Origin of the sequence: Algoriphagus taiwanensis (genome assembly GCF_036245645.1) — a bacterium.
In the GTDB taxonomy this organism is placed as follows: domain Bacteria; phylum Bacteroidota; class Bacteroidia; order Cytophagales; family Cyclobacteriaceae; genus Algoriphagus; species Algoriphagus taiwanensis.
In genome coordinates, this window is record NZ_BTPE01000003.1 from 63,889 (window position 1) to 79,625 (window position 15,737).

9 protein-coding genes are annotated in these 15,737 nt (G+C 43.2%); 6 read left to right on the top strand and 3 right to left on the bottom strand.

The genetic code is table 11. The features are described from left to right. The first annotated feature begins 30 nt into the window (after positions 1–30). The 4 genes from AAA938_RS04600 to AAA938_RS04615 all read left to right on the top strand — a co-directional run bounded on the left by AAA938_RS04600 (position 31) and on the right by AAA938_RS04615 (position 8,141). The gene (locus AAA938_RS04600; protein ID WP_338227470.1) at positions 31–1,131 is read left to right on the top strand and encodes a DUF1573 domain-containing protein; all 1,101 of its coding nucleotides are present in this window, start codon (positions 31–33) and stop codon (positions 1,129–1,131) included. A gap of 302 nt (positions 1,132–1,433) precedes the next feature. Further along, positions 1,434–6,155 (top strand): T9SS type A sorting domain-containing protein, encoded by a 4,722-nt coding sequence (locus AAA938_RS04605; protein WP_338227471.1) that lies wholly within the window; start codon positions 1,434–1,436, stop codon positions 6,153–6,155. A gap of 9 nt (positions 6,156–6,164) precedes the next feature. Then, positions 6,165–7,040, top strand: coding sequence for a hypothetical protein (locus AAA938_RS04610; protein WP_338227472.1), 876 nt, complete (start codon positions 6,165–6,167; stop codon positions 7,038–7,040). A gap of 51 nt (positions 7,041–7,091) precedes the next feature. After that, positions 7,092–8,141: an acyloxyacyl hydrolase gene (locus AAA938_RS04615; RefSeq protein WP_338227473.1), complete on the top strand. Its 1,050-nt coding sequence runs from the start codon at positions 7,092–7,094 to the stop codon at positions 8,139–8,141. A gap of 67 nt (positions 8,142–8,208) precedes the next feature. Here AAA938_RS04615 and AAA938_RS04620 read toward each other — a convergent pair whose 3' ends face one another. Further along, on the bottom strand, positions 8,209–9,156 hold the full coding sequence (locus AAA938_RS04620) for a hypothetical protein (RefSeq protein ID WP_338227474.1): 948 nt from the start codon (positions 9,154–9,156) through the stop codon (positions 8,209–8,211). Between the two features lie 237 nt (positions 9,157–9,393). Further along, entirely contained in the window at positions 9,394–10,572 is a 1,179-nt protein-coding gene (locus tag AAA938_RS04625; protein WP_338227475.1) for an acyl-CoA dehydrogenase family protein, read from the bottom strand. Between the two features lie 142 nt (positions 10,573–10,714). On the opposite strand from AAA938_RS04625, the gene AAA938_RS04630 reads away from it, so the two are divergent. Next, a complete protein-coding gene (locus AAA938_RS04630; protein ID WP_338227476.1) occupies positions 10,715–11,686 on the top strand; it encodes a tryptophan 2,3-dioxygenase family protein in 972 nt (323 codons plus the stop codon). Between the two features lie 56 nt (positions 11,687–11,742). Here the strand turns inward: AAA938_RS04630 and ald are convergent, their stop codons facing one another. Then, positions 11,743–12,858 carry an alanine dehydrogenase gene (ald, locus tag AAA938_RS04635; RefSeq protein ID WP_338218903.1) on the bottom strand — a complete coding sequence of 372 codons (1,116 nt, stop codon included), beginning with the start codon at positions 12,856–12,858 and terminating at the stop codon, positions 11,743–11,745. A 424-nt stretch (positions 12,859–13,282) separates the two neighbouring features. Here ald and AAA938_RS04640 point away from each other — a divergent pair, with 424 nt between their 5' ends. Further along, a complete protein-coding gene (locus tag AAA938_RS04640) occupies positions 13,283–15,694 on the top strand; it encodes an alpha-ketoacid dehydrogenase subunit alpha/beta (protein ID WP_338227477.1) in 2,412 nt (803 codons plus the stop codon). The last annotated feature ends 43 nt before the right edge of the window (positions 15,695–15,737 follow it).

Genomic DNA, 15,737 nt, shown 5'->3' on the forward strand with positions numbered 1-15,737 from the left:
TGAAGGGTAAAATACCTGTAATTTGTCACTATGAAACTTCGCACCCAAGCTATTCTCACCGCACTTTTTTTTATCCTTATCAAGTCCTCTACAGTGGCTCAAAGTATCGAAGCTCCCAAAATCATCTGGAAAGTAAACCGGGTAGAATTGGGGACAATTCTGGAAGAGGAAGGCAATCAGGAAGTGGAGTTTGAATTTACCAATTCTCAAGACTCTCTCTTTTTCATCGAAGATATCTGGCTGGAATGTGGATGTACCACTGTGGAATTTTCTAAAGATACCTTGGCCCAGGGTGAGACCGGGAAAGTCCGAGTAAGCTTCGACCCCACCTCTGCCTATGGTTTTTTCTCCAAACTTGTCGTGGTGAAGGGAAATCTTTCCGGAGTACAGGATTCTCTTTTTCTGGAAGGAACTTCCATTCCGTATCCCTCAAATCCCCCAAGAGCATATCCTGTGAAGAATGGAAATTTGGGTTTTCGTCTGAAAAAGATCAACATGGGGGAGGTCTTTGACAATGAACCCAAGATCAAGTACGTCGAGTTTTTCAACTTTGGTACGGAGGACTTGGAGAAAGGGGCTTTTCGATCTGAAACTCCAACTTACATTTGGGTAGAGCAGGTTCAGAATCTTATTAGGCCGCAGGAAAGAGGGCTTCTGATGATCCGGTATGAAAGTGTAAATAGAAGTGGGGATTTGGGTTTTTTTGAAGATCAGGTTCCTGTTTTTTGGGAAAACATCGAAGGGAGCAGAATTAATCTGGAGATCATTGCAGACCTCTTTGAATATTTTCCGCCTGTTTCAAAAAATGAGATAGATGATTTACCTCAGCTTTATATCCAGCAGAAAGAGATCGACCTAAAGGAAATCAGCTCCAAAAGTATTGTAAGACGGACTGTTACTTTATCAAATCGAGGCAGAAAGGTGCTCGAAATAAGGAAGATTCAGGGCAATTGTGAATGTCTTATAATTGAATCCCCTAAGGACCAATTGAATCCGGGTGAAAGCTTGGAGTTGAGCTTGACTTTTGATCCTAAGGGCCGAAAGGGAATCGATCAAAGGAATATCTATATCTTTACTAATGATCCGATAAATCCTGTGCAATTGGTCGTGTTGAAGAGTAGGATTGAGTGATTTTAATTTGTTTTCATAAAAAATACCAGAGAAATGCCGTGAAAACCGTTCGATGTTTTTTTCTCTTCTTAATTTTTTTCTTTCTGATTGACTCTTCAGCAGAGGCAAGCAAATGGTTTGCAAGCCCCAGTGGTTCAAATTTTAATTCTGGCAAAAGTGAAGAAAGTCCCTTTTCGATTCAATTTGCTTTTTCTGCGACATCACCTATTTCGCCGGGTGATACTTTATTTCTTTTGGATGGGGTATATGAGGGGAATTTTACACTTGATAAATCAGGAACTGCTTCAAGTCCAATCTATATTTTGCCTAAAACCAAAGGCAAGGCAATCATTGATCCGGGCAAAAACAGAACTGGAGAAACAGGAATCACAGTCAATGCATCAAATGTCTGGCTGATCGATTTGCATGTCACGTCCTCCTCTACGGAGAAAAGAGAAGATTTGGGAAATAGTGTTCCCTATGAGGCTGGAATTAGTGTATTTGGGAATAATGTAAAGCTTATCAATTGCTGGATTTATGATATTCCTGGTGGTGGCTTGCAGCTCTGGAGGCCGGGGCTCAATTTGGAGGTTTATGGCTGTGTTATTTTCAACAATGGATCTCAAGCCACTACGCGTGGAACAGGCCATGGAATGTATGTCCAGCATGATGATCCAGATTTCCCAAAGGTTCTGAGAAACAATGTGGTATTTAATAATGCCTCGCAGGGGATTAATATTTACACCACAAATCCTCCTAATGGAGGAGTAATTTCTCATGAAAATACAGCATTCAATACTGGATCGATAGCCAATTTCAACTCCTTTGTTCATCGGCCTCCTCATAACTTTACTATTGGATCAGAAAATAACCTGAGTTACTCTATGCAGGTTTTTGATAACATTTTTTACTCTGATTTGCAGGGAGGAAGGCTTACCTCAGATAGATTAAGAAATGTGACTTTAGGAAGGGAATACAAGCCAAACAGGGATTTCAGATTTTATGATAATCTAATTTATGGAGGAGGAAACCAGTTAGAAATCCAGCCTTTAGAAACTCTTCGCCTTTTTGGCAATAAATTCTACAATGTACATGGTAAGTTTTTTCAATTCTTGGTTTTGCCGGATGCATTGCCGGATGTGGTCTGGAACGAAAATCAGTATTTCCAGACTTCTTCAGATGGTGCCCCGTTTACCAGTACCGACTTTACAACCTGGAAGTCTGCATCAGGTTTTGATTTGAATAGTAGCTTGAACCTAGCGCTCCCCACACAGCCGGAAATACGGGTAATTAGAAATCGATATGATCAAAATAGATTTTATGTCACGATTTTGAATTTTTCTAAACAACCAGAGATTTCTGTAGATTTTTCCGGTTTTGGAATCAACTCCTCAGCTGAATTTGAAGCTATTGATCTCCAAAATCCTTTTGATGAATTAACCAAAATTGCCGGGGATTTGGCTACGGGAAAAATTTCCTTTCCTATGACTAATCAAGTGGCACTTGCTCCAAAAGGCAATATGCCTCATCAACCTGTACATACCGATGAGACTTTCGCAGTTTTTCAGGTACAGTTTAGAGAGCTACTTTCTATCCCTGAATTTAAAGATACTGCGCAGGTTTATTTGGATGAGAATGGGGTGGGGAGGATTTCGCCTTCCATTCTTCTTTCAAATCAGCCAAGTGATGATTTTACTTATGATTATTCGATAGGTCCTGAGGTAAACTGTACCAATTTGGGCTTTAGTGATCTGATAGTAACAGCTACTCAGGTTCAAGGCTCTACAGTAGTAAAGGATACCATTAAGTTGTCTGTCTTGGACACTATTCCTCCAAGATTTGACGCTGCAGATGCTTATGTCATTTTTGACCCTACGATAGGAAAAGCGGAATACTCTATCGGTGATTTTGATGTGGTTTTGCCAGAGGATAATTGTGACCGTTATTTCCGTGTGGATATTGATGGGCCTGAAATCACCTGTGCGTTGCTAGGGACAAACTGGGATAGCTATCAGAAGTTTCCGGTCAAAATTATAGTAGCTGACCAATCCGGAAATGAAAGTATCAGAAATGTTTATGTTCATATTTCCAATATTCAAGAATCAAAGAAAGTATCTATTTCATCCCTGAAACCTTTAGATGAATCAGGGTCAATACTTCGATTGGGTAATGAAATGGAATATCAAATCTTAGCCTGGTTTAAGGATGGAGAACTTATTCCCAACCAAAAAGGAAAGGAATTGAATATTTCTACACCGGGAAGGTATCATGCCCGACTTTTGCTATCCACAGGATGTGAGGTCAGTTCCAGAGACTTCTATTTTGAGACAAATTTCCCCCCGAGAATCGAAACTGTAGACTTGTCGCTGGATGAGGCAGGGAAAGCAACTCTTGGCCTACTTGACATATTTGAGAATGAACCGTTTGAGCCAGGTTTTTGGTCACTAAGCATATCCGAATTTTCATGTGCTGATCTAGGCCAGGAGGTAGTAAAAGTCAGCTACAAGCCGGAATTAATCCCTACAAGCCCTCAGATTTCCAGCATGATTGAGTTTTGGGTCAAAGTAAATATCAAGGATGAACTGGCTCCAACGGCAAATTTCAAAGATGTAAGTTATCCTTTCGATCTCACTCTTGGTGAGCTTTCATTTAATCCCCAGGATTTTATCGCAGGCTTGCCCGAGGACAATTGTGCCTCCGAGTCGGTTTCGGTGACCTTGAGTAAGTCCTCAGTCACCTGCGCTGATGTGGATTCAGAGCGGGTCAATTATCCCATTGATTTGGATGTGATCCTAACTGATGCCTCAGGTAATCGTACGGTCTATACTACATTTGCGCTATTGAATCTCTTTGAATCCAAGAAAGTATCCCTCAGGCAAAGCGGAATCCTATTTTCTGGAAATACGGTCGAACTCATCCTTGGAGATGAATTGGAGTTTGAAGTGGTGGAATGGAGAAAGGACCTTGGGACCATACCTGGAGAAAAAGGTAAAGTCCTTTCTGTGGACCAGCCTGGTGTTTACGCGGCAGTTTTGCAGCTGAAAAACGGATGTACTGTTTCTTCTCAAGTGCTTGAAGTAATCGAACGGGAGGAAGGATTTCCAGAAGTCAAATCCATTGTTGAAATAAACCTCAACGAGAATGGAATTGCCCTCCTCAAGCCAGAAGATTGTTTTGAAAAATGGCCTTTGGATGGAGATTATGAGATTTCTTTAAGCAAAAGAGAATTTTCCTGTGAAAACCTTGGGGCTAATCAAATCATCCTGACTTTGCAAGACGCTCAAGGACTAAGCAATGAATTTCAAGTTCAGATTCAGATAAAGGATCTTTTGCCCCCAATCCTCTCCACCCGAATCCCAAGTTTAAACTTTGACCTTTTGAAAGGAGAGTTGACTTTAAATCCTGAGGACTTTGTGGAATCTTTGACCGACAATTGCTCCATTCAATCTTTGCAACTCAATAAGTCCAAAATCACCTGTGAAGATTATGACCTTCTTCAAGAAGTGATTTTAACCGCGACGGATCAATCAGGGAATTCGGTTTCAAAGGCTTTGACTTTTTCTGTAAACCCTATTGAATCTCAGAAAATCTCCATTTCTCCAGAGTCAGGGGCAAGCTATACGGAAGGCCAAGTGGTCGAAATCCGCTTGGGTGAGGAGTTTGATTTCGTGGTCTTGGGTTGGTATAGAAATGGAGAGCTACTGGCAGGCCAAAAGGGAAAAGCGATTGCCGTCGAAAAAGCAGGAACCTATTGGGCAGAATTGATTCCTGAAGGAGGGGGATGCTTGGTGGAGTCGAAGAAAACAGAGATTCAGTTTAACGCTCTTCCTTTCGGTGAAATCAAAGAGTCTGTATCCTTGGTTTTGGGGTCTGAAGGAAAAGCAGACCTGAAGCCTTACGATGTCTTTGTCTCGTGGCCATTATCCGATCCCAACCTAACAGTCACCTTGCAGCAATCCGGCTTCACCTGTGCGGACTTGGGAGAAAAAATCATCGGCATAGTAATCAAGAATCCTTCGGGACAAACTTGGGATAGAAGTATTCAGGTCAATGTCAAGGACACTACTGCCCCCGTTCTGAAACCGAAAAATCTAAATTTGGAATTGGGTGTAACCAAAGGAACTGTCAGTCTGAATCCAGATATGGTTTTGGAATCGGCTACGGATAATTGTGGGATTAAAGAAGTCACCTTGGATCGTCAATCCTTTAGTTGTGAGGACTTAGGCAAAACGTTTACTATCAAAATCCGGGCTGTAGATCAGTCGGAAAATGTTGCCGAGGCAGTTACTACCGTGACAGTCCAAAGGGTGGAAAATTTACCCGTATTGCTTCAAGGGGTTGAGGAGATTTGTTCGGGAGAGGAAGCTATGCTGGAGTTGTCTTCTGAAGCTTCCTTTGAAGTGATTCGATGGAGAAGAAATGGGGTGGAGATTCCAGATCAAACTGGAAAAACCCTTTCCACCCAAGAACCCGGGAATTATCATGCCGTGATCCGATATTCCGGCGGCTGTATTTCTGAGTCCAATACCTTTGAGGTCAAAGTCAATCCATTGCCTGAGGGAGAGATCGAGGTGGATGGAAATATCCTCCGTGCTCCTGAGGGGAATTACACCTACCAATGGTTTAGAAACGGTCAAGTGATTTCCTCAGCTACTTCCAGGACTTTGACCGTGGATCAAATGGGAGAATATGAAGTGGAGCTAACTTCTTCTTCCGGTTGTTCAGCTCGATTGGAACCTGTGACTCTGACCATTTCCAGTATTGGTGTTCCATTAGCCAGAAAAGCTTTAGAGCTGAAGATATATCCTAATCCGGCAAGAGAAAAAGTCCGGCTGGGATTGGAAGGAGATATTTTGGAGAATCAGGAAATGGAAATAAGGGTGTTTGATCAGAACGGGAAGGACATGAGCCGATTGGTGCAATCCTTTTTCTTGGATTCTCAATCAATTGACTTGTATCTCAACGATTTGGCTCCGGGTACGTACTTAGTTTGGGTTTTGGGTTCCCGTCAACAATCCTTTTTTGGTAAACTTGTCATCCAATAACTGATAATCATGCATAAAAATAGCCTCGCCTCTTTGGTATTTCTTTTTCTGATCTTTTCACAGCAAGTCTTTTCCCAATCTATTCCATTCAAAGGAGGGAGGATAGCCATCAGTTCAGATGGAAACGAACACGACGAGGACGATTGGGCTGCTACGCCTCTGACTTTGGCTCTTTTGGCTGCAAACGGACTGGAGGATGCCTTGGTAGTTTATACCTTCAGCGACCATATTTGGGGATCCAATAAGGAAAAGCCGGGAGCAGCTGAGCAGATGAGAGAAAGTGCCTTTATCGGTGCCAAAACCTTTGGTTTCAAGAAGACCAAGTTTATCGAAGCTGTAACAGCCCAAAACTTTGCAATCATCGAACTCGCCACCCAGATCAATAAAAGTTCGGCCAAGAATCCACTGACCATTATCGCCGCTGGCCCCATGGAGATTGTGGGCACAGCCATCAATGAGGCCGATTCTACGAAGCTGAAATATGTTCGCCTGATCTCGCATTCCACCTGGAACGATGAGCATGCAGACAAGCCCTATGAGTGGGAAAGCCATTCGGGCTGGACTTGGGAGAAGATCAAAACTGAGTTTGAGAAACATGGCCTTCAACTTGATCACATTGCCGATCAAAATGGGGGAGAAGACTACGAAGGACTGAAAGCCCACAAATCCAAGTATGACTGGATGAAAGACTCCCCGGCCAAGGACAAGTCCCCTTTTTCCAAGGGTTCTTGGGATTGGTTGTACGGTAGATTAGAAGCTGCGCAAAAAGGGGAGGAGTTTGACCCTTCGGATGCAGGGATGATCATTTACCTGCTCACCGGAAAGGAAAAGACAGACCCTGAGGATGTTCGTCAAATGATGGAAAATCCCAAAAAATACAAGTAAGGAGAGCAATCTCCTTTTTTTGTTTTCCGTAGGAATACCCAAAGAGGAGAAATGAAAACCAGTTTTTTGATCGGTATTTTTCTTTTGGCCTTTTCATTTGGGGTGAAAAGCCAGGAAGGTTTGCATCGATTTGGGGTCGAGGGTCAATACGGTTGGATCATTGCTCATAATCCCGAACTGGAACAAGTCGCCCAAAGCAGTCCCGTAGCCATCGGTATTTCCTCCCAATGGCTGAAAAACACCCGAAAAAACTGGGAAGCCTGTAATTGTTTTCATTACCTCGGGCTTTCTCTTTCGGTGGTTGATTTTCAGAATCCAAAGGAATTAGGACAAGCATGGAATCTGGCAGGCACCTTTGAGCCTAACCTTTTTCAAAAGAGAAAATGGGCCGGAAGTTTGGCTACAGGATTGGGAGTGAGCTACCTCACGCGAGTTTATGATCCCATCGAAAATCCCAGAAATACCTTTTTCAGCGCACCCATCAGCTTTTTGATTTTTTTGACTCCCAAGATTTCCTATCAGTTGGCAGAAAATTGGGCCATGCAGGCTTCTTTTTCCTACAGTCACATCTCCAATGGAGGTCAACGTCAACCCAACCGCGGCATGAATTTTCCAATGTTGGGATTGGGTATCCTTCATTACACCCGTCAAGCAGAATTGAAGGATTTTGAAAAGTCTGAAATACCCAAAAGCTGGGAATTTTACTTGGATTTGGGTTTTAATACACAGGATGCCGGAGCAGGTAGCCGGCAACCCAATTTCACCCTGGCTGGAGGAGTTTTCCGAAGACTAGTTGGAATCCTTGGTATGGGAGGAGGCTTGGAAATAGCCAAGGATTTTTCCATTGATGTAGAGAAAAGGATAGAAGCTACCATTCCCGCGGCTTTTGTGGAGCCTCATCTCTTATTTGGGCGATTTGATTTTGCGATGCGGTATGCTGGATATCTATACAAGCCGGAGGGGTATCAGGAGGATAAGGAATTCTATCAGCGATACACGCTGAATTATTTTCTGGGTAAAAATTTCAGAATCGGTGCAGGTTTGAAAGCACATGGGCATGTGGCCGAGTACCTTGATTTTAGGCTGGGGTGGAGGTTTTGATTGGGGAAATTTCCAAGCCCGCCTGTATCGGGAAGGTAAGGAGACTTGCATCAGTTGGTTGGAAAAATCAATCTTTCACCAGCAAAGTACTGATTCCATTCGATGTGTTTTTGAGACGGAGCGTGTTTCCTGAAAGCACAAATTCTACAGGTCCTTCAAACCTGAAAATGGATGAAAGACTGTCGTATTTGTTGAAAATTGCATTCGTTACATTTGGAAAATTATCAGTAATTGCCGTGGCGGGCCTTGGTGGCATGTAGGATGGATCCACAGCTCGGGTGATGGAAAGGGTGTTTTCTCCCGAAATCCGGTAAACCAAAACAAGAGGTCCAGGTCGCATCCAAACCGCGCTTTGGATAGAAAAGGACCTTGCTTCCGGATCTTCGATTGGTGTGCCTAAAAGAAGTTGGTCATTGAAGATTACTCCTACCTCCGGATCTTCGCAAGTTGGAGAGGAGATAATGGATCCGGAATCATCCGTAAAGCCTACCAGCTTCCAGAAATTATTTTCAAAAGTAGTGGGAGTGGAGTTTTCCTCAAACTCTACAGGACAACTTTCGATTTTCTCAATCCTGTTTAACACAATGGGAAGACCAGTGAAGATATCCTCTGGACTTTTTTCTTTCACTTCTCCACTGATGATTACATGCAATCGGAAATTTGACGGAGCAGTTCCAGACCTAAGGTAGCGAGAGTAATAGCCTTGCCATTCACAGTCTTCAGGAGTGGGCATTCCAAATTTTAGTTGCTGGTCCAAAAAGCTGCAAATCAATCCGTCTTTCCCTGGAACGAGTCGTTCTGCCTGAGGGTCATCCTGAAGCTCAAAGGAAAAGAAATACAGGATTTCTTCATCCTTTTCCACTACCTCCACATCAAGGAAAGCCAATACTTCCTGAAATTCTTCTACTGTATTTCTAAGCTCTATTTCCGAAGGAATAGTGGGCATGGGTTCCTCTTCCTCTTTGGAACAAGCCCAAGAAACTAAAATGAGCGAGACAAAAATCAACTTTCTCATACTCCAAAGGGTTAAAAATTCTGCTTTCCTGCGATGTGGAAGCTACTTGTACTTACTGAAAATTTCCAACCGAAGGATACCCAAATTGATAATTCCTTCGGTTGGATTTTATTTCTACTCTAGTTCACTTATTCAATTGAGCTTGAAAGAAATTCTGAATTTTTTAAATTTTCCAATCTTCCAATCTTCCAATTAAGTCCAAGTTTAGACTCCGCTCAGCCTGATACTAAATTCCAATCACTTAAAAGCCGGAATCCCCGTGATCTCATGACCCAGGATCAATAGGTGGATATCGTGGGTACCCTCGTAGGTGATTACAGATTCCAAGTTCATCATGTGGCGCATGATGGGGTACTCTCCGGTGATGCCCATGCCTCCATGAATCTGTCTTGCTTCTCGGGCGATGTTTAGGGCCATTTCTACATTGTTTCTTTTGGCCATGGAGATATGCACCGTACGGGCAGTGCCTTCATTCATCATTTTTCCGACTTTCCAGGCCAAAAGCTGGGCTTTGGTGATTTCGGTCAGCATCTCAGCCAGTTTCTTTTGCGTCAGCTGAAAACCTCCGATCGGTTTGCCAAACTGAATCCGCTCGGCAGCATATTTTCTTGCAGACTCGTAGCAATCCATCGCGGCTCCGATAGCTCCCCAGGCGATTCCAAAACGTGCGGAATCCAAGCACATCATCGGAGCACCCAATCCGGATTTGCCGGGAAGGAGATTTTCCTTAGGCACTTTCACATTGTCAAAGACCAATTCTCCTGTGCAGGAAGCTCGAAGAGACCATTTTCCGTGGGTTTCTGGAGTGGAAAAGCCCTCCATGCCTCGCTCCACGATCAATCCATGAATTCTTCCTTCTTCATTTTTTGCCCAAACGACGGCAATATCCGCCTTGGGAGAGTTGGAAATCCACATTTTGGCACCATTGAGGAGGTAGTGGTCTCCCATGTCTTTGAAATTGGTCACCATACCGCTAGGGTTGGATCCGTGGTCTGGCTCTGTCAAGCCAAAGCAACCCAAGTACTCCCCTGAAGCGAGTTTGGGAAGGTATTTTCTTCGCTGTTCTTCCGAACCAAATTTATAGATCGGATACATCACCAAGGAACCTTGAACGGAAGCTGTAGATCGCATACCTGAATCACCACGCTCGATTTCTTGCATGATGAGTCCATAGGAAATGTAATCCAAACCGCCACCTCCATACTCCTCCGGAAGCTGAGGACCAAAGGCACCTACGTCCCCAAACTTTCTTACGATTTCATAGGGAAAATGAGCGTTTTGAGCCCAATCTTCGATGTATGGGGAAATCTCCTTCTTTACAAAATCCCGAATCGAGGAACGAATCAATTTCTGCTCTTCGGTGAGCAAGTCGTCCAAGTCCAAAAAATCCACCCCTTCGAAGGTATCCTGTTTCATTGATTTCCTTTGCGCTACTGCTTCCATGTTATTTTGGTTAATTAATCAGAATCTGTCAATTTTACCGAGTCAAGCCCCGATTCTGTTTCGAAATTAAGGAGAAAGAGCCTGATTCCTTACCTTTTTGACTAAAAAAATCCCCATGCACTATTCCCAATTTGATCCCAAGATCCTGGAAAAAATCGAGCAGCTCCAGGAAAAATTCCGTGCCTCAGGACAAGACATGCTTTCTTATCTGGAAGGACTGCTTTATGCAGATTACCTTACCTATTGGGAGTACATCAATTTGGATGTATTACTCTCTTTGCAGCAGCCCAAGACCAGTTTTAAAGACGAGAAAATCTTCATTATTTATCATCAGATCACCGAGCTTTATTTCAAGTTGATTATATCTGAGATGGAGCAAATAGCTGAAGAAGAGTCGGATACGGAGGAGTTTTTTAAGACCCGCTTAGAGCGGATTCTTATGTATTTTGATCATTTGATCAGCTCTTTTGCGATGATGTGGAAGGGGATGGAAAAAGAGCAGTTTCTCAAGTTCAGAATGTCTCTCTTGCCTTCCTCAGGATTTCAAAGTGCACAATATCGTGAGATTGAGATCATGGCAACTGATGCCTTTCAATTGGTGACTCTATCCAAAAGGGAGGAATTCGATTACCACAGTCCTGCAGATGATTTGTTTGAAAATCTGTACTGGCAGCAGGGAGCGATCGAATTGGCAACCGGCGAAAAGACTTTGACTTTGAAGAATTTTGAGTTCAAATATGGGAAGCTGCTGAAGGAATTGATTGAAAATTACCGAAGGAAAAATCTTTGGCAGAAATATGCCGGGTTTGCCAATCCCTCCCAGGAGCTAAAGGAATTGATGCGGCAGTTTGACCTCAAAGCCAATGTCTTTTGGCCTTTGGCACACTACAAATCAGCTGTGAGATATTTGCATCGGGATCCTGAGGATATCGCCGCCACAGGGGGAACCAACTGGCAGAAGTATTTACCTCCGCGTTTTCAAAAAGTGATCTTTTTCCCAGAACTCTGGACTGAAAAGGAAAGGGAAGAATGGGGAAAAGGCTGGGTGGTCAAAGAGGTATTTGGAGACGAGCTGCAGAAAGGATAAAAAAAAGTCCCGCCTTCTTCCGAAAGGTGGGACTTTCATTTTATAATCTATTTTGATTAGGCAAGGTATTTTTCTACCAAAGCATATGGCATATCAAAAGCATCTGCCACTGCCTTGTAGACAATCTCTCCATTAATCACGTTCAGACCAAGTGCTAACTCCTGATTGTCTTGAGCTGCTTTTTTCCAGCCTTTGTCTGCCAGTTGGATGGCATAAGGAAGGGTAGCATTAGTCAAAGCCAAAGTGGAAGTGTAAGGCACCGCACCGGGCATATTTGCTACGCAATAGTGAACTACGTCATCGATCACGTAAGTTGGATTTTCGTGAGTGGTAGGCTTGCAGGTTTCGATACAACCTCCCTGGTCTACTGCTACGTCTACCAAAACGGTTCCTTTTTTCATATCCTTGAGCATATCACGAGTGATCAAATGAGGAGCTTTTGCACCAGGAATCAATACCGCACCAACGATCAGATCGGCATGCTTGATCATTTCCCGGATATTGTACTCATTGGACATCATGGTCTTCACGTTGGCAGGCATTACGTCTGCCAGATATCTCATTCTAGCCAAAGACACATCCATGATGGTCACGTCAGCACCCAAACCAGCGGCCATCCAGGCTGCCTGCGTACCTACGACACCGCCACCAAGGATCAAGACCTTGGCTGGCAATACACCAGGTACTCCGCCCAATAGGATTCCTCGGCCTCCTAGTGGTTTTTCCAGGTAATTGGCTCCTTTTTGAATTGCCATTCTGCCTGCTACTTCAGACATAGGGACAAGTAGAGGAAGGCTTCGGTCGCTCTTTTCTACTGTCTCGTAAGCCAAACAAACTGATTTGCTTTCCACCATTGCTTTAGTGAGAGGCTCGTATGATGCAAAATGGAAGTAGGTAAACAGCAACTGGTTTTCCTTGATCAACTTGTATTCCGGTTCGATAGGCTCCTTTACCTTCATGATCATTTCTGCTATCTCATAGGTAGCTTCGATAGTAGGAAGAATGGTGGCTCCTGCGGCTTCATATTCCGTGTCTGCAAATCCACTGCCTTCTCCGGCGGTATGCTGCACATAGACTGAATGACCTCTTTTTACAAGTTCTTTGGCACCTGCAGGAGTAAGTGCGACTCTGTTTTCGTTGTTTTTGATTTCCTTAGGAACACCTATGATCATGACTAGTTCTGTTTGGGTTTACAAGAATTTCTGCGCAAAGATAAGAAGCAGTTAGATGTTAAAAATCATTTTAAAAAATTGTATTTGGTATCGATTTTGAAAAAATCTGTTTTTCCAAAGTTTATTTTATTTTTATGGAGATAAATGCAGAAAATTCCAAAATAATAGTTTTTGTAATGGAAAATTTTGAAAATTTTTTTTGGTCAAAAAATAATTCCTGTTTCGCTAATTTTTTCTAACTCAAAATAAAATGTATAAATAATTCAAAAAATCAAATTTTAATTTTTCAAATATCAGAAAAAATAAATCAATTCAAAATAATTATTGGTCATTCACTTTTGGATAAATTTGTAAGTCAATGCTTTTTGGTTATTTTTGAAGTATACCCAAGAAGTGACCCAAAATAACTTTAGATTAAAAAGTAATGACATTGAAAGCACAGGAAAAAGAAAGTACATTGGCCCTTGTGAGCAAAGAGGAGATACTCAGGGACTTCCGTGTGGCTGTAGAAAGCCGACATGCCTCTCTTATGGGGAGGAAAGAAGTCTTTATGGGCAAAGCCAAATTCGGGATTTTTGGTGATGGGAAGGAACTAGCTCAAATAGCCATGGCAAAAGCTTTCCGTAAAGGGGATTTTCGCTCCGGTTATTACAGAGATCAGACTTTTATGATGGCTTTGGGTGAGCTGACTGTTCAGCAGTATTTTGCCCAGCTTTATGCTCATACCAATGTGGAAGCCGAGCCTGCAAGTGCCGGTAGGTTGATGAATGGCCATTTCGCAACCCGTTCATTGAATGAAGACGGGACTTGGAAAAATCTCACAGAGATGTACAATTCGGCAGCGGATATTTCCCCTACTGCTGCTCAGATGCCCAAATTGTTGGGTTTGGCCTATGCTTCCAAGCTTTTTAGAGAAAACAAAGGACTTCAGGAGTTGACTCAGTTTTCCAATAATGGAAATGAAGTAGCTTGGGGAACGATAGGAAATGCCTCTACTTCTGAGGGGATGTTTTTTGAAAGTATCAATGCCGCTGGGGTTCTTCAGGTACCCATGGTTATTTCCATTTGGGATGATGGCTACGGCATCTCCGTACCTAAAGAATACCACACCACAAAAGGAAGTATTTCTGAGGTTTTGATGGGCTTTCAGCGAACAGAAAACGAAAAAGGTTTTGAAATCCTGAAGGTAAATGGCTGGGATTATGAGGCCTTGGTTCAGGCTTTTGACTATGCCGGAGAACTTGCCAGAAACGAGCATGTGCCTGTTTTGATTCACGTGGAAGAGATGACACAGCCTCAGGGGCATTCGACTTCCGGTTCACATGAGCGCTATAAGTCTGCTGAGCGATTAAAGTGGGAAAAAGACTGGGATTGCATTAAAAAGTTCCGGGAATACATCATTACCACCGGCCTTGCCAGCGAAGAGGACCTAGATAAAATCGATGCCGAGGCGAAAGCAGAGGTTAAAAAGCAAAAAGAAGCGGCCTGGGCTGATTTCTCAGGTGAAATCAAAAAAGAATTGCAGGAGGCGGTGACCCTTATCCGCAATACAGCGGAAGGTAGCAGCCAAAAAGCCAACCTTCTCCAAATGGCTGAGGAATTGGCGAAAAGTATCAATCCCATTCGTAAGGATGTGATCAGTACGGTAAGGAAATCACTTTTCCTACTTAGAAACGATTCTTCTCCTGCAAAGGAGAGCCTGAGGAACTGGTATGAAAACCAAAAAGAACAAAATCACGACAGATACAGCAGTCACCTCTATAGCGAGTCCGATTTTTCAGCTTTGAAGGTTGCTCAAAAACCCGCCAAAGTGGATGATTCTTCCCCCTTGGTTGACGGGAGAGAAATCTTGCAAGCTTTCTTTGATTACACATTGAGCAATGACCCTCGATTCTTCGCATTTGGGGAAGATGTAGGTAAAATAGGAGATGTAAACCAAGCTTTCGCAGGTCTTCAAGCAAAGCATGGAGAATGGAGAGTAACTGACACCAGTATCAGAGAATGTACTATCGTGGGTCAGGGAATCGGTACAGCACTGAGAGGTTTGCGACCTATAGCGGAAATTCAATATCTGGATTATTTGCTTTATGGTTTACAGATGCTATCTGATGATTTGGCTTCACTTCAGTATCGTACCAAAGGTGGTCAAAAGGCACCTTTGATCATCCGAACTAGAGGGCATCGCCTTGAGGGTGTATGGCATGCAGGTTCCCCAATGGGAATGATCCTTTCCACCCTACGCGGGATGCATGTATGTGTGCCGAGAGATATGACTCAGGCAGCAGGTATGTACAAAACACTCTTGGAATCTGACGAGCCTGCCATTGTGGTTGAATGCCTAAATGGATACCGTCTCAAAGAAAGATTACCTCATAATATCGGTCAATACACAGTGCCTTTGGGCCAGCCGGAAATCCTAAAAGAAGGCTCAGATATTACTTTGGTAACCTATGGAAGTATGTGCCGAATCGTATTCGAAGCTGCACAGGAATTAGAAGAAATGGGTATTTCTGCTGAGGTAATCGATGTTCAAACTTTATTGCCGTTTGATTTGACTGGTACAATTGGTGAGTCAATCCGAAAGACAAACCGTGTGATTTTTGCCGATGAGGATGTCCCGGGAGGAGCGAGTGCTTTCATGCTTCAGCAGGTGATGGACCATCAGGATGTATTCCGATATTTGGATTCTGAGCCTCAGACCTTACCTGCAAAAGCCCATCGTCCGGCATATTCTTCAGATGGAGATTATTTTTCCAAGCCAAGTGCGGATGATGTGGTCGAAAAGGTCTATCAGTTGATGCATGAAGTTGATCCAAACAGATTTCCAGAATTGTAAGCTGAGATCAAAAGCAAAAAAAAACGGCAGGAATTCAATTCCT

Bases quoted from the DNA above. Each gene is read 5' to 3' on its own strand.
- AAA938_RS04630 (WP_338227476.1), top strand. From the start codon at position 10,715: ATGCACTATTCCCAATTTGATCCCAAGATCCTGGAAAAAATCGAGCAG.
- AAA938_RS04640 (WP_338227477.1), top strand. From the start codon at position 13,283: ATGACATTGAAAGCACAGGAAAAAGAAAGTACATTGGCCCTTGTGAGC.
- AAA938_RS04615 (WP_338227473.1), top strand. From the start codon at position 7,092: ATGAAAACCAGTTTTTTGATCGGTATTTTTCTTTTGGCCTTTTCATTT.
- AAA938_RS04620 (WP_338227474.1), bottom strand. From the start codon at position 9,156: ATGAGAAAGTTGATTTTTGTCTCGCTCATTTTAGTTTCTTGGGCTTGT.
- AAA938_RS04600 (WP_338227470.1), top strand. From the start codon at position 31: ATGAAACTTCGCACCCAAGCTATTCTCACCGCACTTTTTTTTATCCTT.
- AAA938_RS04625 (WP_338227475.1), bottom strand. From the start codon at position 10,572: ATGAAACAGGATACCTTCGAAGGGGTGGATTTTTTGGACTTGGACGAC.
- ald (WP_338218903.1), bottom strand. From the start codon at position 12,858: ATGATCATAGGTGTTCCTAAGGAAATCAAAAACAACGAAAACAGAGTC.
- AAA938_RS04610 (WP_338227472.1), top strand. From the start codon at position 6,165: ATGCATAAAAATAGCCTCGCCTCTTTGGTATTTCTTTTTCTGATCTTT.